The 17630-nt window shown below is 64.3% G+C and carries 16 protein-coding genes; 14 read left to right on the top strand and 2 right to left on the bottom strand.

All coding sequences use genetic code 11. The annotated features are described in order from the left end of the window. Positions 1–30: 30 nt before the first annotated feature. From DIC66_RS19570 to DIC66_RS19540, 7 genes are all read left to right on the top strand, one after another. Positions 31–966: a choline ABC transporter substrate-binding protein gene (locus DIC66_RS19570; protein ID WP_117179869.1), complete on the top strand. Its 936-nt coding sequence runs from the start codon at positions 31–33 to the stop codon at positions 964–966. 156 nt (positions 967–1122) lie between these two features. Further along, entirely contained in the window at positions 1123–2580 is a 1458-nt protein-coding gene (betB, locus tag DIC66_RS19565) for a betaine-aldehyde dehydrogenase (protein ID WP_117179868.1), read from the top strand. 478 nt (positions 2581–3058) lie between these two features. Next, positions 3059–4720: a choline dehydrogenase gene (gene betA / locus DIC66_RS19560; protein ID WP_117179867.1), complete on the top strand. Its 1662-nt coding sequence runs from the start codon at positions 3059–3061 to the stop codon at positions 4718–4720. Positions 4721–4868: 148 nt separating this feature from the next. After that, on the top strand, positions 4869–5966 hold the full coding sequence (bmt, locus tag DIC66_RS19555) for a betaine--homocysteine S-methyltransferase (protein WP_117179866.1): 1098 nt from the start codon (positions 4869–4871) through the stop codon (positions 5964–5966). Then, positions 5966–8008, top strand: a complete 2043-nt coding sequence (locus DIC66_RS19550; protein WP_117179865.1) for a hydantoinase/oxoprolinase family protein — start codon at positions 5966–5968, stop codon at positions 8006–8008. The genes bmt and DIC66_RS19550 overlap by 1 nt, the downstream gene beginning before the upstream one ends. Positions 8009–8059: 51 nt before the next feature. Continuing rightward, positions 8060–8635: a pseudouridine synthase gene (locus DIC66_RS19545; protein ID WP_117179864.1), complete on the top strand. Its 576-nt coding sequence runs from the start codon at positions 8060–8062 to the stop codon at positions 8633–8635. A 2-nt stretch (positions 8636–8637) separates the two neighbouring features. Continuing rightward, on the top strand, positions 8638–9066 hold the full coding sequence (locus DIC66_RS19540) for a hypothetical protein (RefSeq protein ID WP_117179863.1): 429 nt from the start codon (positions 8638–8640) through the stop codon (positions 9064–9066). Positions 9067–9106: 40 nt separating this feature from the next. Here DIC66_RS19540 and DIC66_RS19535 read toward each other — a convergent pair whose 3' ends face one another. After that, positions 9107–10390 (bottom strand): MFS transporter, encoded by a 1284-nt coding sequence (locus tag DIC66_RS19535; protein ID WP_117179862.1) that lies wholly within the window; start codon positions 10388–10390, stop codon positions 9107–9109. A gap of 87 nt (positions 10391–10477) precedes the next feature. Further along, the gene (locus DIC66_RS19530) at positions 10478–12079 is read right to left on the bottom strand and encodes a trimethylamine methyltransferase family protein (RefSeq protein WP_117179861.1); all 1602 of its coding nucleotides are present in this window, start codon (positions 12077–12079) and stop codon (positions 10478–10480) included. Positions 12080–12334: 255 nt separating this feature from the next. On the opposite strand from DIC66_RS19530, the gene folD reads away from it, so the two are divergent. The 7 genes from folD (at position 12335) to DIC66_RS19495 (ending at position 17620) form a co-directional block, all read left to right on the top strand. Continuing rightward, complete coding sequence (folD, locus tag DIC66_RS19525) at positions 12335–13198, top strand: bifunctional methylenetetrahydrofolate dehydrogenase/methenyltetrahydrofolate cyclohydrolase FolD (RefSeq protein WP_117179860.1); 864 nt, start codon at positions 12335–12337, stop codon at positions 13196–13198. 57 nt (positions 13199–13255) lie between these two features. After that, positions 13256–13504 (top strand): toxin HicA, encoded by a 249-nt coding sequence (locus DIC66_RS19520; protein ID WP_117179859.1) that lies wholly within the window; start codon positions 13256–13258, stop codon positions 13502–13504. Then, positions 13501–13824 carry a type II toxin-antitoxin system HicB family antitoxin gene (locus DIC66_RS19515; protein ID WP_117179858.1) on the top strand — a complete coding sequence of 108 codons (324 nt, stop codon included), beginning with the start codon at positions 13501–13503 and terminating at the stop codon, positions 13822–13824. Before DIC66_RS19520 ends, DIC66_RS19515 begins: the two co-directional genes overlap by 4 nt. 86 nt (positions 13825–13910) lie before the next feature. After that, positions 13911–14384, top strand: coding sequence for a type VII toxin-antitoxin system MntA family adenylyltransferase antitoxin (gene mntA / locus DIC66_RS19510; RefSeq protein WP_117179857.1), 474 nt, complete (start codon positions 13911–13913; stop codon positions 14382–14384). Beyond that, positions 14374–14787, top strand: a complete 414-nt coding sequence (gene hepT / locus DIC66_RS19505) for a type VII toxin-antitoxin system HepT family RNase toxin (protein ID WP_117179856.1) — start codon at positions 14374–14376, stop codon at positions 14785–14787. Before mntA ends, hepT begins: the two co-directional genes overlap by 11 nt. 141 nt (positions 14788–14928) lie before the next feature. Then, positions 14929–16191, top strand: a complete 1263-nt coding sequence (glyA, locus tag DIC66_RS19500; RefSeq protein ID WP_117179855.1) for a serine hydroxymethyltransferase — start codon at positions 14929–14931, stop codon at positions 16189–16191. Between the two features lie 37 nt (positions 16192–16228). Beyond that, complete coding sequence (locus DIC66_RS19495) at positions 16229–17620, top strand: L-serine ammonia-lyase (RefSeq protein WP_117179854.1); 1392 nt, start codon at positions 16229–16231, stop codon at positions 17618–17620. The last annotated feature ends 10 nt before the right edge of the window (positions 17621–17630 follow it).

The following is a 17630-nucleotide window of genomic DNA, read 5'->3' as shown; positions in this document are numbered from 1 at the left end:
CGTTAGTCCCTTTTTTTCAGGAGTGTCACTATGAAGATGAAAGTCGCAGGAATCGTAGCCGCCATTGCGGCCCTGGCCGCACAAACCGCACTGGCCGATGACGCCAGCTGCAAGACCGTGCGTTTTGCCGACGTGGGCTGGAGCGATATCGCTGCCACCACCGGCATGGCCTCGGTGGTGCTCGAAGGCCTGGGCTACAAGCCCACGGTGACCATCGCCTCTATCCCGATCGCTTTTGCTGGCATGAAGAAGAAGCAGATCGACGTATTCCTGGGCTACTGGAACCCGTCCATGACACCGCAGATCGAGCCCTTTGTGAAGGACGGCAGCATCAAGGTGCTGGACACCCCCAACCTGGTCGGCGCCAAGTACACCCTGGCTGTGCCCACCTACCTGTTTGACAAGGGCCTCAAAACCTTTGCCGACATCGCCAAGTTCGAAAAAGACCTGGGCGGCAAGATCTACGGCATCGAGCCCGGCAATGACGGCAATGCGCTGATCGCCGGCATGATCAAGGACAACAAGTTTGGCCTCAAGAGCTTCAAGATGGTCGAGTCGTCGGAAGCCGGCATGCTGATTGAAGCCCAACGCGCCATCAAGGACCAGAAGGCCATCGTCTTCCTGGGCTGGGAGCCGCATCCCATGAACGTGCAGATGAAGATGAGCTACCTGTCGGGCGGCGACGACATCTTCGGACCCAACCTGGGCGAAGCCAAGGTCTACACCGCCATTCCTCCCTCGTACGAGAAGAAGTGCCCCAATGTCTACGGCCTGCTGAAGAACCTGCAGTTCACCACCGACATCGAAAACCAGGTGATGGGCCCCATCCTCAAAAAGGTCAAGCCCAACAAGGCCGCCAAGGACTTCCTGGCCAAGAACCCTGCCGTGCTGGACAAATGGCTGGCCGGTGTGACCACCCTGGACGGCAAGCCCGGCCTGGACGCTGTCAAGGCCGCATTGAAATAAGCCAGCCACTACCGCGCTGCAGTGCCCGTCGCACCGCAGCGCTCCGAGCGGCGGCCCTCGCAAAGGGACCACCGCCACCGCTCCGACACAGCCTGGCTGGGTCGGAGTTGTTTTTTGGCCTGGGGACTATTGCCACCGGGCCCTGCAAGGATTGCCATGAGCGAAGTTGTGATTTCCAGTTTTATCAACGGCCTGCACGTGCAGGGCAGTGGCGAGCGCTTTGACTCGCTCAACCCGGCCACAGGCTTGGCCTATGCCGCCGTGCATGACGCGTCACAGGCCGATGTGGATGGGGCCGTCGCCGCCGCGCAAGCCGGATTCCTGGTCTGGTCGGCCATGAGTGCTACCGAGCGGGGCCGCATCCTGCGCCGCGCCGCCGATATTCTGCGCAGCCGCAACGACGAACTCGCCGCACTGGAAGTGCAGGACTGCGGCAAGCCGCTCCAGGAAGCGCTGGTGGTGGACGTAGCCAGTGGCGCCGACTGCATCGAATACTTTGCAGGGGCCGCTGCCACGCTCACCGGCCAGCAGTACCCGCTGAAGAACGCTTTTGCCTACACCCGCAAGGAGCCCCTGGGCGTGTGCGTGGGCATAGGCGCGTGGAACTATCCGATCCAGATCGCCTGCTGGAAATCAGCCCCCGCGCTGGCCGCAGGCAACGCCATGATCTTCAAACCCTCGGAGCTGACGCCGGCCACCGCCGTGAAGCTGGCCGAGGTCTATCTGGAGGCCGGTGTGCCGCCCGGTGTCTTCAATGTGCTGCAGGGGCGCGGTGCCACCGGCGCCATGCTGGCCGCGCACGAGGGTGTGGCCAAGGTCTCGGTGACGGGTTCGGTGGCTACCGGCAAGAGGGTGATGCAGACGGCAGCAGGCACCCTCAAGCGCGTGACCATGGAGCTGGGTGGCAAGTCACCCCTGGTGATTTTTGACGACGCCGACCTGGAGCAGGCCGTGGCCGCCGCCATGATGGGCAACTTTTATACGCAGGGCGAGGTCTGCACCAACTGCACCCGCGTCTTTGTGCAGCGTGGCATTGCCGACAGATTTCTGGCGCGCCTCAAGGAGCGCACGCTCTTGCTGCGCGTGGGCGACCCCATGAACCCCGAGACCGAAGTTGGCGCGCTGATCTCCGAAGCCCACGCCACCAAGGTGATGGATTACATTGCCAGCGGCGTGGCCGAAGGCGCCACCCTGGTCTGCGGCGGAGAGCGCGTGGCAGTCGCAGGCCAGGGCTCGAACTTCGTAGCCCCCACCATCTTTGCCGACTGCACAGACTCCATGCGCATCGTGCGTGAAGAAATCTTCGGCCCGGTGCTCTCCATGCTCACCTTCGACACCGAAGCCGAAGCGATTGCCCGCGCCAACCACTCGCGCTTCGGTCTGGCTGCCGGTGTCTTCACGACGAACCTGCAGAAGGGCCACCGCGTGGCGGCAGCGCTGAAGGCGGGCATCTGCTGGATCAACAACTACAACATCACACCCATCGAGATGCCGTTTGGCGGCGTGGGCGAGTCCGGCATCGGCTCGGAGAACAGCATGGCCGCCCTGGACCACTACACGCAGCTCAAAACCGTGTACGTGGAAATGGGCGAAGTGGCGACCGGTTACCGCTGAGTTTGTAGACACCGTGTCACCGACTGCTTACTTCGCAACGGGGTGCAAAGTCACTTCTGGATGCACGCAGTTTTTGGACGCAGTGCGATGCGAAGCCACGTCTGGACTCAGGCCAACGTGGCACTCAGCGCCGTCCGTGTCCCCCGCCCAAAGGCTGCGCCTTCGGGCTCCTCCTTTACCTACCGGCGCTGAGCGCCACGCCGTCCTGAGTCTGCCAGCGTTGTTGGCAGGAGTGCGGCATGAATGCATTGGGCACCCTGTCATCGCGCACCAACAGCGCAGGCTGCCGATGGCAGTGGGGTGGATGATTCCGGTAGGTAAAGGAGGAGCAGAGGGCAAAGCCCTTTGCGGGGGACACGGACGGAATCATTTACCCCGCTGCCATCGGCGTACACAGGCTGGCCTCCACTGCCCTCGGCCCGCGCAAACCCTGGCACACAGCCCCCCAAGAACACAGTAACCCAACAATATAAAGTCCATGCAAACAGACTACGACTACATCATCATCGGCGCCGGCTCGGCTGGCAGCGTCATGGCCCACCGCCTGGGCGAAGACCTCAACACCCGCATCCTGGTGATCGAGGCCGGCCCCATGGACCACAACCTGTTCATCCATATGCCCAGCGGCTTTGCCTACCCCATGGCCAACCCGCGCTATACGTGGCAGTACCAGAGCGAGCCCGAACCCACGCTGGACGGCCGCCGTGTGCACTGCCCACGCGGCAAGACGATTGGCGGATCGAGCAGCATCAACGGCATGGTCTACATCCGCGGCAACGCGCAGGACTACAACGGCTGGGCCGAGAAGCACAACCTCCCCGAGTGGACCTACGCCCATTGCCTGCCCTACTTCAGAAAGGCCGAAACGCGCGAAGTGGGCGGCGACGACTACCGCGGCTCCGACGGCCCGCTGCATGTGCACACCGGCGCCTGCGAGAACCCGCTCTACAACGCCTTCATCGAGGCGGGCAAGCAAGCCGGTTACCCCTATACCGCCGACATGAACGGCTACCAGCAAGAGGGCTTCGGCCCCATGGACATGACCACCTACAAGGGACGCCGCTGGAGCACGGCCATGGCCTATCTGCGCCCGGCCCTGAAGCGAGGCAATGTCAAGCTGCTGCCGCTCACGCTGGCGCACCGTCTTTTATTCGAGGGCACGGACCAGCCGCGCGCTGTCGGCGTCGAGGTCGAATACAACGGCAAGCGGATTCAATTCCGCGCCAAACGCGAAGTCATCCTGAGCAGCGGCGCCATCAACTCGCCGCAGCTGCTGCAACTCTCCGGCATCGGCAACCCCGAGCTGCTGCAACCCCTGGGCATTCCGGTGGTCAAGGCCTTGAAGGGCGTGGGCGAGAACCTGCAGGACCACATGGAAACCTATGTGCAGTACGAATGCAAACAGCCCATCACCCTGTATTCCGCCACCAAGCCGCTGAAGATGGCCGCCATCGGTGCCGAGTGGGTGTTGTTTAGCACCGGCCTGGGGGCTACGAACCATTTTGAGTCCGGCGGCTTCATCCGCAGTGCCGCGGGCGTCAAGCACCCCGACCTGCAGTACCACTTCCTGCCCATGGCCGTGCGCTATGACGGCAACTCGCCCGTGGAAGGCCACGGCTTTCAGGCCCATGTGGGTCCCATGCGCTCTACCAGCCGTGGCCATGTGCGCATCAACAGCAACAGCGCGCTGGACGCGCCCACCATCCTGTTCAACTACATGAGCACCGAGCAGGACAAAGTGGAGTTCCGCGCCGCCATCCGCCTCACGCGCGAGGTGTTTGCGCAAAAGGCGTTTGACGCCTTCCGCGGTGAAGAAATCTCCCCTGGCAAGGACGTGCAGACCGACGCGCAGATTGACGCCCACATCCGCGCCAGCGCCGAGACCGCTTATCACCCCAGCTGCACCTGCGCCATGGGCACGGGCGAGATGGCCGTGGTGGACGGCCAGGGCCGAGTACACGGCGTGCAGGCCCTGCGCGTGGTGGACGCCTCCATCATGCCGCTCATCGTCAGCGGCAATCTGAACGTGCCCACCATCATGATGGCCGAGAAGATTGCCGATGCCATCAAGGGCCAGGCCCTGCCACCCTCGCCCGCACCGGCCTGGGTGCACCCGCAGTGGGAAACCCGGCAGCGCTGAAGCACACGGCGTGGCTAGCTGCCACGCCGCGGCCCACCTTGCCCCGCGCCACTGCCGCAGAAACCCCAGGCCTTTTTGGCCGGGGCCACTGAGGCAAAATGGTGCACTGACCTTCAATGACTGCGCGCCCCAGGCTGCGCCACCCGCCATGACCACCACCACACCCAACCGCTTCACCCACCTGCTCGCCACCCGAGCCTGGCTCCTGGCCGACGGCGCCACGGGCAGCAACCTGTTTGACATGGGCCTGATGTCGGGCGACGCGCCCGAGCTGTGGAACACCGAGCACCCCGAGCGCATTGCCAAACTCCACCAGAGCTTTGTGGATGCCGGTGCCGACATCATCCTGACCAACAGCTTTGGCGGCACGACGTATCGCCTGAAACTGCACAAGGCCGAGGGCCGCATGGCTGAGCTCAACAGCGCCGCCGCCCGCATTGCGCGCGAGGTGGCCGACAAGAGCGGCCGCACCGTGGTGGTGGCTGGCAGCATGGGCCCTACCGGCGAAATCATGGAGCCGATTGGCCCGCTCACGAAGGAGCTGGCGCAAGCGGCCTTTGCCGAGCAGGCCCTGGCCCTGGCCGCCGGAGGTGCTGACGTGCTGTGGATAGAAACCATGTCGTCGCGCGAAGAGGTGGAAGCAGCGGTGGCCGGTGCGGCTGCGGCCAATTTGCCGATTGTCTGCACGCTCAGCTTTGACACCAATGGCCGCAGCATGATGGGCATTTCGCCCAGCGATTTTTCCGAGATCGAGAAGTCCCTCGTGCCCCGTCTGGCGGCCTGCGGCAGCAACTGCGGCGTGGGTGCGTCCGAGATGGTGGCATGTATCCACAACCTGTCCGCCGCCATGGGCCCGGACGTGGTGCTGGTGGCCAAGGGCAACTGCGGCATTCCCCAGTACGTGGACGGCAGCATTGTCTACAACGGCACGCCCGAGCTGATGAGCGTGTACGCGAAGATGGCGCTGGACTCGGGTGCCCGCATCATTGGCGGCTGCTGCGGCACATCGCCCAAACACCTGCGTGCCATGAAGGACGCGCTCGACGCCCACACCAAGGGCGCAGCGCCCAGCATGGAAGAGGTGGTCAGCGCCCTGGGTGACATCTCCACTGGCGCGCGTGCGCAGTGGGGCGGTGAGCAAAGCCGCGCGGGCGGTGCGGCAGCGGGTGCCAACCTGAACCGCGGGCGCGGTCGGCGCAGTGCCGGCTCGGCAGGTTCCAGCGACACCGGCAAAGACGCCTCCTGATGGCGGGCCCCGCGGGCCAGGCGGCTGCGTCGGATGACAGGCCGGGCAAGACCACCTACCTCATTGGCGTAGACACCGGCGGCACGTACACCGATGCGGCCGTGATCGAGGCGCGCGGCCACCGCATCATCGCCACCGCCAAGGCCATCACTACCAAGGGCGACTTGGCCGTGGGCGTGACCGAAGCCATCACCCAGGCGCTGGCAAAGCTTTCGCACGATGTGCCGCCACAGGACGTGGCCATGGTGTCGGTCTCCACCACGCTGGCCACCAACGCCGTGGTCGAAGGACACGGCAGCGCCACCGGCGTCATCCTGATCGGTTTTGATGCGGCCATGGTGGAGCGCACCGGCATTGCCAAGGCCTTTCCCGAGATTCCCATGGCCGTCATTGATGGCGGCCACAACCACAACGGCGATGCCGCCAGGCCGCTGGACCTGGACGCGCTGGACGCGGCCATCCTGGCCATGGCACCCAAGGTGGATGCCTATGCCGTGGCCGGCGCCTTTGCCGTGCGCAATGCCGCACATGAGCAGGCCGCACGCGAGCGCATCGTGGCCCTGACCGGCAAACCGGTCACGCTGTCCACCGAGCTGTCTTCGGCACTGGACGCACCGCGCCGGGCCCTGACAGCCGTGCTGAATGCACGTCTGATTCCCCGCATCTCCGGCCTGATTGGCGCCGTGCAGCGCGCCATGGCCCATTTGAAAATTGCCTGCCCACTGATGATCGTCAAGGGCGACGGCTCGCTGGCCCTGGCCGAGTCGGTGGCCACACGGCCGATAGAGACCGTGCTCTCGGGCCCCGCCGCCAGCCTGGTGGGCGCGCAGTGGCTCAGCGGCCTGGACAGTTTTATTCTGTCCGACATGGGCGGCACCACCACGGACCTCGGGCTGCTGATCAACGGCCGCCCCAAGGTGCGCGAGGAAGGTGCCGAAGTGGGCGGCTGGCGCACCATGGTGCGGGCCATCGATGTGCGCACCATTGGACTCGGGGGCGACAGCGAAATCACGTTGCATGCGAATGGCCGCATCCAGGTCGGGCCGCAGCGCGTGGCCCCTGTCTCGCTGATTGCGGCGCGCTATCCGCAGGTACTGGCCATGCTGCGCGCCGACCTGGACGATGTGCAAGGCGGCGGCTCCATGCACGGCAAGTTTGTGCTGCTGCCCTTTGCCGCCAGCACCGACAAGCAACACAACGGCCTGTCCGCGCGCGAGTTGGAGGCCCTGCAAACCATCACCCATGCACCGCAGCCCCTGCGCAAGTTGGCCACGTCGCTTAGCTCCCAGCGCTCGATTGCCAGCCTGCAGCGCAAGGGCCTGGTGCAGGTCAGCAGCCTCACGCCCTCGGACGTGTCGCATGTGCTGGGCCTGCAGGCCAACTGGTCGCTGGAGGCTGCCACCATGGCCACGCAACTGGCCGCGCGCCTGCGCGACATGAAGCTGCCCACCCCCGAGCGCACCCGCAACTTTGCCAGCGCCGTCTGGAACGAGACGGTGCGCCTCACGGGCCTGGCCATTCTGCAAACCGCCTTTGGTGTGGAGATGGCCGACAACGCCCTGACGCAGGCCGTGTGCAGCGGCGCAGGGCAGCTCGGCCTGGCCACGGTGCGCCTGACCCCCAGCATTCCCGTGGTGGCCGTGGGCGGGCCGGTGAAGGTGTACTACGAAGAGGTGCAGCGCCGCCTGGGCTGCGAGATGGTGTTCCCGGAATTCTGCGAAGTGGCCAATGCCGTGGGCGCGGCCACCGGCGTGGTGGCACACAGCGCCACCGTGGAAGTGCTGGGCGATGGCAGCGGCCTGTTCCGACTGCACTCCACCGCCGGCACGCGCCAGTTCACCGATGCAACGGAGGCCCTGGCCGCAGCCCAGGCGCTGGCCGAGCAACTGGCGCGCGATGCCGTCATCGAGATGGGCGCGCCGCACCCGCAGGTCAAGCTCAGCGTCACCAAGCAGTACATGCCCAACGCGCGCGACGATACCGGCCTGCTGCAGGCCACCCTTGTGGCCGAGGCCATCGGGCGGCCCAACGCGGCGGCCTGAGCCGCGCCTGGTGCGCCCCGCCCCGCCTGATTTCGGCTAAGCTGAGCGCACATGCATGTGCCCGAAACCTCCCGGCTGATCCGCTTCAACAAGCCCTACGGGGTGCTCAGCCAGTTCACTCCGGAAGGGCGCTGGCGCGGGCTCAAGGACTTCATTGACCTGCCCGGCGTCTATGTGGCCGGGCGGCTCGATGCCGACAGCGAGGGCCTGCTGCTGCTCACCGATGACGGCCAACTGCAGGCCCGCATTGCCGACCCGCGCTTCAAGCTGGAGAAGACCTACTGGGCCCAGGTGGAAGGCGTTCCAGACGCCGCCGCGCTGCAGGCCTTGTGCCGGGGCGTGCAGCTCAACGATGGTCTGACCTTGCCTGCCCGCGCCCGCTTGCTGGAAACCGCCCCGGCGCTGTGGGAACGCGAGCCGCCCATACGCCAGCGCCAGAACATTCCCACCGCCTGGATCGAGCTGGTGATTCGTGAAGGCCGCAACCGCCAAGTGCGTCGCATGACTGCCGCCGTGGGCCACCCTACCCTGCGCCTGGTGCGCGCCGCCATGGGTCCCTATACGCTGGACGGCCTGGCGCCAGGCGCCTGGCAGCCAGCAGCCCCTGTTTCCACCACCAGGGACTGAGCATGGAAGTGTTGTTGCAATGGCTGTTTGAGATTCTGGCCACCATGCTGAGCTCCTTGTTTGAAGTGTTCGCCGAGGCCGTGCTGCAGATTGTTGCAGAGGCGCTGGCCGAGGCCGGCATCCACCTGACACGCGGCGAAGTCGAGCACCCCGAGTCGCGCAGCAAATGGCGGCTGATGCTGGGCTATGCGCTGCTGGGCAGCATCGCCGGGGGCCTGAGTCTGCTGGTGTTTTCGCACTCACTGACGCACAGCCATGCCGGGCGTCTGGCTACCTTGCTGCTGGCGCCGATGGCAGCGGCGGCTACCACCGTTGCCATCGGCCGCTGGCGTGCGCGCCGCGGGCAGGAGACCGTCGACATGGACCGCCTGGCCTATGCCTATTTGTTCGCGCTGGGCATGGCCGTCGTGCGCTTCCACTGGGCGGCCTAAATCCGGCAACAGTACGCGCAGCCACGGACCTCAAGCCAAATCAGTGTCCCGGGTCGGGAAAAGGCGGCGCCGGCCTGCTGTGCTGAAAGTCGGGCCTGCGCGGGTCCATCTGCAGCACGGCCTGCGAGCCACTTCCCATGACCACGTAGTCGGTCTTGTGGCTGCTTTGTTCGGCGTGGATGTACTTGGCAGGTGCAAAGGCCCAGACGCTCACAGCCAGCAAGCCGAGCACGATGGCGAAGTACAGCATCAGCGCCTCAGGACCAAACACATCCATCACGCCGCCGGCCAGGGTTGGGCCGATGGTGGAGCCAATGCCGTACAGCAACAAGAGGCCGCTGGTGACTTCCAGCACCCGCTTGGAGTCAATCAGGTCATTGACGTGGGCCACGCTCAGACCATATACCGTAAAGGACAGGCCACCGTACACAATGCCCAGCACGATCAGCGAGGCCTCAAATTCACGCGCCAGGTAAAAGCCCAGGCCCGCCACGCAAGCGCACAGAGCGCACACCCAGAACAGCACCCAGCGCCGGTCATGCTTGTCCGACAGGTGGCCAATAGGCCACTGGAAGGCCGCACCACCCAGAATGGTGGCGGCCATGAAGGTGGCAATGCCGCGCTCGCTAAAGCCCACGCCCTGGCCAAACACATGGCCCAGGCTGTAGAAGGCGCCGCCCAGCAGGCCCGAACCCAGAGTACCAATCACGCCAATGGGCGAGATATAGAACAACTCCTTCAAAACAAAGCGCGGCACCTCCATGGCCTCGGGCTCGGGCACCGGCGTGAGCGTGATGGGAATCAGGGCAAAGGAGAACAGGATGGACGCCAGAGCAAAGGGCACAAAGCCAAAGCGGTCGCCCACCAGAATCAGCCACTGCCCGGCGGCCATGGAAATGCCGCTCACCGCCATATAGGCTGCAAACACCTTGCCGCGCTGCGCCGTGGTGGCCACCACGTTGAGCCAGCTCTCCACCACGATGTACAGGCCCACCAGGCACACGCCGGTAATGAAGCGCAACACTCCCCAGGCCCAGGCATTGGTCCACAGGGCGTGGAACATGGGCAAGGCCGAGGCGATGGAGGCCATGGCGGCAAAGGCGCGTATGTGGCCCACGCGGCGGATCATCAGGGGGCAGGCATAGGTGCCGTAGACAAAACCGGCAAAGTAGGCCGACATCACCAGACCGGTGACCAGGCCCGAAAAGTTGGCCGACCCGGCCTGCGCGCCAATGGCAGCAAACATCAGTCCGGTTCCCACCACCAGCAGGGCCAGGCCACTGAGCAGCGAGGCCAGCGGAATCAGAAGCTTGTTGACGCCCATACCATCCCTATATAAAAACCGCTGCGCGTGGCGCAAGAAAAAGGCGCACAGCCCTTCGGCTGTGCGCCTTGCGATCTTAATCGGGACTCAGATGTTGGAATCAGGAAATGATGCCTTGCGGCGGTTCACGTAATCCAGAATGCCTTCATCGGTGGCCACATCCATGGCCGGAGCCTCGTACTCGGCCAGTTGCTTCTTCCACAGCGCATTGGCGCGTTGGGTCAGGTCGCGCGAGCCTTCGGCTTCCCACTGCTCAAAGCTGTTGTTGTCGGTGATCGGCGAGCGGTAAAAAGCGCTCTCGAAGTTGGCCTGGGTGTGGGCGCAACCCAGGAAGTGCTTGCCCGGGCCGACCTCGCGGATGGCGTCCATGGCCTGGCCGTTTTCCGTCAGGTCTACACCATTGAGCAGGGTGTGCATCATGCCGGCCTGGTCCACGTCCATGATGAATTTTTCATAGCCCATGGACAGGCCGCCCTCCAGCCATCCGGCCGTGTGCAGCACAAAGTTCACGCCACCCAGGCAGGTGGGCAGCAGAGTGTTGGCGGATTCGGACGCGGCTTGCGCATCCGAGATCTTGGAGCCGCACAGGCCGCCACCCGAGCGGAAGGGCACGCCCAGACGGCGCGCCAGTGCGGCCATCACGTACAGCACCAAAGCGGGCTCGGGTGTGCCAAAGGTGGGGGCGCCCGACTGCATGGAGATGCTCGATGCAAAGCTGCCCAGCACCACCGGCGCGCCAGGGCTGCACAGCTGCACAAAGGCCATGCCGGCCAGGGCCTCGGCCAGGGTCTGCGCAGCCGTACCGGCCACCGTCACCGGCGACATGGCACCGGCCAGGATAAAGGGGGTGATGATGCAAGCCTGGTTGGCCCGCGCATAAACCTTGGCAGCGCCCAGCATGGTCTCGTCAAAGGTCATGGGCGAGTTGGCGTTGATCAGGTTGATCACCGCGGTGCGCGGCTTGCCGGTGAGGGGGTCAATCCAGTTGTCGCCGAACAAAATCTTGGTCATCTCCACCGTGTCCTGGGCGCGCTCGGGGTGGGTGACTGAGCCCATGAAGGGCTTGTCGCTGTACTTCATGTGCGAGTACACCATGTCGAAATGGCGCTTGTTCACCGGCAGGTCCACCGGCTCGCAAATCGTGCCGCCGCTGTGGTGCAGCGCATTGGCCATGTAGGTGAGCTTCACAAAATTCTGGAAGTCTTCAATGGTGGCGTAGCGGCGGCCCTTGTCCAGATCCCGCACAAAAGGCGAGCCGTAGGCCGGGGCGAACACCGTGTTCTTGCCGCCAATGACGACGTTGTGCGCCGGGTTGCGGGCATGCTGCATGAATTCGCGGGGAGCAGTGTCCTGCACCAGCTTGCGCGCCAGGCCGCGGGGGAAGCGCACGCGCTCACCCTTGACGTCGCAACCGGCCTTGCGGAACAGGTCCAGCGCTTCCGGGTCGTCACGGAAATCGATGCCCACTTCTTCCAGAATGGTGTCGGCGTTGCGCTCAATAATCTGCAGGCCTTCTTCATCGATCACCTCAAAGTAGGGGATCTTGCGTGTGATGTAGGGCACAGACTGGGCACTGCGCGCACTGCGGGCGGCGCGTTTGGCCTCACGTCCACCACCGGCACGGCGGCCGCGCGGGGCCTCGGCTGCTTCGGGTGTTGCGGTTTCAGCTTGTACAACGGTGTCGTTCATTCGGTGTCTCCAGTGCCAGATGCGTGCCGCCATGAGGAATGCGCATGGCCAGCGGTATGAATACTCATAGTATTGCAGCCGCAGCGCATAGTTTTGACCTGTTTGCGACACGCATTTGCATGCCAACGCCGAGGGTCTGGCAGGGGTTGGTTTTTGTCGCAAACGCGGCGCCAACAGTCGCCCCGATCACCCACTGGGGCAGGGCCGCACCCTAGCATCTGACGGGTCCCTAAACCCCTACAGAATTTCGGAAATATGGTCGCAAAAATCATCGACGGCAAAGCCGTGGCCCAGCATGTGCGTGCGCAGTGCCGCGAAGAAACCGCCGCCCTGAAGGCGCGTGGCGTCACCCCCGGCCTGGCCGTCATCATCGTGGGTGACAACCCGGCCTCCAAGGTCTATGTGGCCAACAAGGTCAAGGCCTGCACCGAGGTCGGCCTGCATTCCACCGTCTACGCCTTTGCGGCCGACACGCCAGACGCCGAGGTGGAGGCCAAGATCCTGGCCCTGAACGCCGACCCCTTGGTGCACGGCATTCTGGTGCAGCTGCCCTTGCCCAAGCACTTTGATGCCAAGCGCGTGCTGGCCGCCATCTCGGTAGACAAGGATGTGGACGGCTTTCACCTCTACAACGTGGGCGCGCTGGCCCAGGGCGAGACCGTGTTTCCGCCCTGTACGCCCTATGGTGTGTCCAAGATGCTCGAATACGAGAACATCCCCATCGAAGGCCAGAACGTGGTGGTGGTGGGCGCCAGCAACATCGTGGGCAAGCCCATGGCCATGATGCTGATGCAGCGCGACGCCACGGTGTGCATCTGCCACGCCAAGACACGCGACCTGGCGCAGTTCACCATCCTGGCCGACATTCTGGTGGTGGCCGCCGGCGTGCCCAATCTGATCCTGCCGCAAATGGTGCGCACCGGCGCAGTGGTGATCGACGTGGGCATCAACCGCCTGCCCGACGGCCGCCTGGTGGGCGATGTGGACTTTGAGGGTGTGCGCCAAAAAGCCTCCTACATTTCGCCCGTGCCCGGCGGTGTGGGGCCCATGACCATCACCATGCTGGTGCACAACACGATTCAGGCGGCGCGGCGGCAGGCGGAGTTGGCAGAGGGCTGAATCCGCCACCCCTCCACCATTTGACAAGTGGTGCCACTAATGACACCATTGACGCCCATGACAAGCGTTGAAAAACTGCTGACGCAGATGCGCAATCAGCCTGCCAACGTCAGCTTTAGCGATTTGAAAAAGGTGTGCCAAATCTACTTTGGCAAGCCGCGTCAGGACGGTAGCAGCCACGCCATCTTCAAGACGCCTTGGCCGGGCGACCCGCGTGTCAACATACAAAACGCCAAGGGCAAAGCCAAGCCCTATCAGGTCCGGCAGGTATTGCAGGCCATAGACAAGTTGGAGGGGAAACCATGAGTATTCAGCACTACACCTACCGCGTTACTTGGTCGCCCGAAGACCAGGAGCATGTCGCGCTGTGCGCAGAATTTCCGTCACTGAGTTGGTTGGCGAAGACCCCGGAAGCGGCGCTCAAAGGCATTCAAAAAGTAGTGGTCGATGTGGTTGCAGACATGCAGGCCAGCGGCGAACCCGTGCCCGACGCATTGGCCGAAAAAAGCTACAGCGGTGAGTTCCGCGTGCGCATCCCTCCCATGCTGCACCGCCAGCTGGCACTCACGGCTGCAGAGCAAGGGGTGAGTCTGAACCGGCTGGCCAGCGCGAAGCTGGCTGCCTAGAACACGGCCAAGGACCAGCCTCCGCTATTCGGCCGTGATTCGGACTAACACTGTTCCATACCGCGCCTGCCGCGCATAATCCGCCCATGCTGGACCTTCAGGCTTCAACCCAAAAGCAAACCACTGCACGCGCCGCCCATGCGGGGCTTGTAGAGCGCTTGCTGCAAAGCAATGGCCCTGTTGTCCAAGCGCTTCGCAACGCCTTTCCAAGCGTCCTGGCGGTCTATGCCTTTGGTAGCCAGATGGCGGGCACAGCACGTACCGACAGCGACTTGGATCTGGCGGTGCTGGTGGCAGGCTACGCCGACCCTTTGGTATTGTGGGAGCTGTCCCACAAGTTGGCAGACCTTGCAGGATGCCCGGTCGATCTGCTGGATCTGCGTGCGGCCAGCACGGTGATGCAGTACCAGGTGCTTACCCAGGGCCAGCGGCTATGGGCCAAAGGCCTGGAGGCCGACCTGTTCGCGTGTTTTGTGATGGGCGAGAAGCTGGCGCTGGATGCGGCCCGTGCGGGCACGCTGGCCGACATTGCCAGGGACGGACGGGTCTATGGTCGATGACGTGCTCCTCAACAAGGCCGCCGCCATAGAGCGCTGTGTCGCCCGCGTGCGGGAAGAATATCTGGCCGCCGGCGATGCTTTTGCCAGCAACTTTTCGCGCCAGGATGCAGCCATCCTGAACATCCAACGCGCCTGCGAAGCGGCGCTGGACATGGGCCACCACCTGATCCGGCGCGACAAACTGGGGGTTCCGCAAAGCGCCCGCGATGTCTTTGAACTGCTGGAGCGGGCTGGCTGGATCGGCAAGGAGCTCGCAGAAGCCATGCAGAAAATGGTGGGCTTTCGCAATATCGCTGTGCATGACTACCAGTCACTGCTGTTGCCCATCACGGTGGGCATCATCACCCAGCACCTGGACGAATTTCTGGACTTCTCCAAGGCCGTTCTGCAACGCTCCCGCTGATCAGCACTGGCATGCCATGCGCGGATCGCCCCACGCCATGTCGCCTGCACATTCCCCCGTGTCGTAATGCCGACACCACCCGCGGGGGCAGTCTCCACAATCCACCCACGCACCCCTTACCCACCTACATGAAGGCAATCCATGGCATCGAACTCCGCTCTGAACGCATTTGACCCCGAACTCGGAGCCGCCATGGACGCCGAAGCCCAGCGCCAGCAGGACCACCTGGAGCTCATTGCCTCGGAGAACTACACCAGCGCCCTGGTGCTGGAAGCCCAGGGCAGCGTGCTGACCAACAAGTACGCCGAGGGCTATCCCGGCAAGCGCTACTACGGTGGCTGCGAGTTTGTGGACGTGGCCGAGCAGCTGGCCATTGACCGCGCCAAGCAGCTCTTCGGGGCCGACTGGGCCAATGTGCAGCCACACTCTGGCTCGAGCGCCAACTCCGCTGTGTACATGGCGCTAATGCAACCCGGCGAAACCATCCTGGGCATGAGCCTGGCGCACGGCGGCCACCTCACGCACGGCGCCAAGGTCAGTTTTTCCGGCAAGATTTACCACGCCGAGCAGTACGGCATTGACACCGCCACCGGCCTGATCGATTACGACGCGCTGGAAGCGCAGGCGATTGCCGTCAAGCCCAAAATGATCGTGGCCGGCTACTCCGCCTACAGCCGCCACCTGGACTTTGCCCGTTTCCGCGCCATTGCCGACAAGGTGGGCGCGCTGCTGTGGGTGGACATGGCCCACTTTGCAGGGCTGGTGGCCGCAGGCCTCTACCCCAACCCGGTTCCCTTTGCCGATGTGGTCACCACCACCACCCACAAAACCCTGCGCGGCCCACGCGGCGGCATGATTCTGTGCCGTGCCAACCCGGACATCGAGAAGAAGCTCAACTCCATGGTCTTCCCCGGCACGCAAGGCGGCCCGCTGATGCACGTGATTGCCGCCAAAGCCGTCGCCTTTCTGGAAGCGCTGCAGCCCGCGTTCAAGACCTACCAGGCGCAGGTGATTGCCAACGCCCGCGCCATGGCCGCCATCTTCATGGCGCGTGGCTATGACGTCATCTCCGGTGGCACCGACAACCACCTGATGCTGGTGAGCCTGGTGGCCAAGGGCCTGACCGGCAAGGACGCCGACGCCGCCCTGGGCCGCGCCCACATCACCGTGAACAAGAACTCGGTGCCCAACGATCCGCAGTCGCCTTTTGTGACCAGCGGCATCCGCGTTGGCACACCGGCCATCACCACCCGCGGCTTCGGCGTGGCCGAGTGCGAGACCGTGGCAACAGCCATGTGCGATGTGATGGATTGCATGGCAGCCAAGGGCGATCTGTCTAGCGTGGAGCAGGATGTGGCAGGCCGCATCACCGCGCTGTGCCGCCGCTTCCCCGCACCCGCCTGAAGTTTCTCCAGCGCTTTACAACCAGAGCACATCCACCATGGCACTCAGCGTTTTTGACCTGTTCAAGATTGGCATTGGGCCTTCGTCCTCCCACACCGTGGGGCCCATGAAGGCCGCGGCCATGTTTGCCGAGCGCCTGCGCACAGAGGGCTGGCTGGACAAAATTGCGCGGGTGGAAGTGCGCATGTACGGCTCGCTGGGTGCCACCGGCAAGGGCCACGGCACCGACAAGGCGGTGATGCTGGGGCTTGAGGGCCTGATGCCCGACACGATTGACCCGGACACCATCGAGCCGCGCCTCAAGCACATGCGCCATGAGGGCAAGATCCTGCTGGCGGGCTCGCACCCGCTGCCCTTCAGCGAGAAGAACGACCTCACCTTTTTGCGCCGTGAGGCCCTGCCCTACCACTCCAATGGCGTGAAGTTTGTCGCCTTTGGTTCGGATGGCACGGTGCTCACCGAGCGCCGTTACTTCTCGGTGGGTGGCGGCTTTGTGGTGTCGCAGGAAGAGGCCGATTCGCCCATGGACGGCCCGGTCATCGTCTCTGACCCGACCAAGGTCAAGTACCCCTTCAGCAGCGGCGACGACCTGTTGGGCATTTGCGCCGGCACCGGTCTGTCGATTGCCCAGGTGATGCGCGCCAACGAGCACGCCTGGCGCAGCGACGCCCAGGTGGACGCAGGTTTGGACCGCATCTGGGAGGCCATGCGTGCCTGCGTGCAGCGCGGCATCCGCACCGAAGGGCGCCTGCCCGGCAACCTGCTGGTCAAGCGCCGCGCGCCCGAGTTGCACCGCGAACTCAGCAACCACCCCGAGCAGGCCCTGCGCGACCAGTTGACCATCCTGGATTTTGTGAACGTCTACGCCATGGCGGTGAACGAGGAAAACGCCGCCGGTGGCCGCGTGGTCACCGCGCCCACCAATGGTGCAGCCGGCATCATTCCGGCCGTGATGCACTACTACCTGAACTTCATTTCGGGTGCCAATGAAAAAGGCCTGCGTGACTTCCTGCTCACTGCCGGAGCGGTCGGCCAGCTCTACAAGGAAAACGCCTCCATCAGCGGCGCCGAAGTGGGCTGCCAGGGCGAAGTGGGCGTGGCCTGCTCCATGGCTGCGGCCGGTCTGGCTGCTGTGATGGGCGGCACACCCCGGCAGGTGGAGAACGCCGCCGAAATCGGCATGGAACATAACCTGGGCCTGACCTGCGACCCGGTGGGCGGACGGGTGCAAATCCCCTGCATCGAGCGCAACGCCATGGGCTCCGTCAAGGCCCTGAACGCCGCGCGCATGGCCCTGCGCGGCGATGGCACGCATTTTGTATCACTGGACCAGGTCATCAAAACCATGCGCGATACCGGGCGGGACATGATGACGAAATACAAAGAGACTTCGCGCGGCGGCCTCGCTGTCAACGTAATCGAATGCTAAGCAAAATCAT

The sequence above is a fragment of the Rhodoferax lacus genome (assembly GCF_003415675.1).
Taxonomy (GTDB): domain Bacteria; phylum Pseudomonadota; class Gammaproteobacteria; order Burkholderiales; family Burkholderiaceae_C; genus Allorhodoferax; species Allorhodoferax lacus.
The sequence above is the reverse complement of the archived record's forward strand: the minus strand, read 5'-3'. Positions and strand labels throughout refer to the sequence as shown.

Coding starts and splice junctions, on each gene's coding strand:
- DIC66_RS19570 (WP_117179869.1), top strand. CDS start 31: ATGAAGATGAAAGTCGCAGGAATCGTAGCCGCCATTGCGGCCCTGGCC.
- betB (WP_117179868.1), top strand. CDS start 1,123: ATGAGCGAAGTTGTGATTTCCAGTTTTATCAACGGCCTGCACGTGCAG.
- betA (WP_117179867.1), top strand. CDS start 3,059: ATGCAAACAGACTACGACTACATCATCATCGGCGCCGGCTCGGCTGGC.
- bmt (WP_117179866.1), top strand. CDS start 4,869: ATGACCACCACCACACCCAACCGCTTCACCCACCTGCTCGCCACCCGA.
- DIC66_RS19550 (WP_117179865.1), top strand. CDS start 5,966: ATGGCGGGCCCCGCGGGCCAGGCGGCTGCGTCGGATGACAGGCCGGGC.
- DIC66_RS19545 (WP_117179864.1), top strand. CDS start 8,060: ATGCATGTGCCCGAAACCTCCCGGCTGATCCGCTTCAACAAGCCCTAC.
- DIC66_RS19540 (WP_117179863.1), top strand. CDS start 8,638: ATGGAAGTGTTGTTGCAATGGCTGTTTGAGATTCTGGCCACCATGCTG.
- DIC66_RS19535 (WP_117179862.1), bottom strand. CDS start 10,390: ATGGGCGTCAACAAGCTTCTGATTCCGCTGGCCTCGCTGCTCAGTGGC.
- DIC66_RS19530 (WP_117179861.1), bottom strand. CDS start 12,079: ATGAACGACACCGTTGTACAAGCTGAAACCGCAACACCCGAAGCAGCC.
- folD (WP_117179860.1), top strand. CDS start 12,335: ATGGTCGCAAAAATCATCGACGGCAAAGCCGTGGCCCAGCATGTGCGT.
- DIC66_RS19520 (WP_117179859.1), top strand. CDS start 13,256: ATGACAAGCGTTGAAAAACTGCTGACGCAGATGCGCAATCAGCCTGCC.
- DIC66_RS19515 (WP_117179858.1), top strand. CDS start 13,501: ATGAGTATTCAGCACTACACCTACCGCGTTACTTGGTCGCCCGAAGAC.
- mntA (WP_117179857.1), top strand. CDS start 13,911: ATGCTGGACCTTCAGGCTTCAACCCAAAAGCAAACCACTGCACGCGCC.
- hepT (WP_117179856.1), top strand. CDS start 14,374: ATGGTCGATGACGTGCTCCTCAACAAGGCCGCCGCCATAGAGCGCTGT.
- glyA (WP_117179855.1), top strand. CDS start 14,929: ATGGCATCGAACTCCGCTCTGAACGCATTTGACCCCGAACTCGGAGCC.
- DIC66_RS19495 (WP_117179854.1), top strand. CDS start 16,229: ATGGCACTCAGCGTTTTTGACCTGTTCAAGATTGGCATTGGGCCTTCG.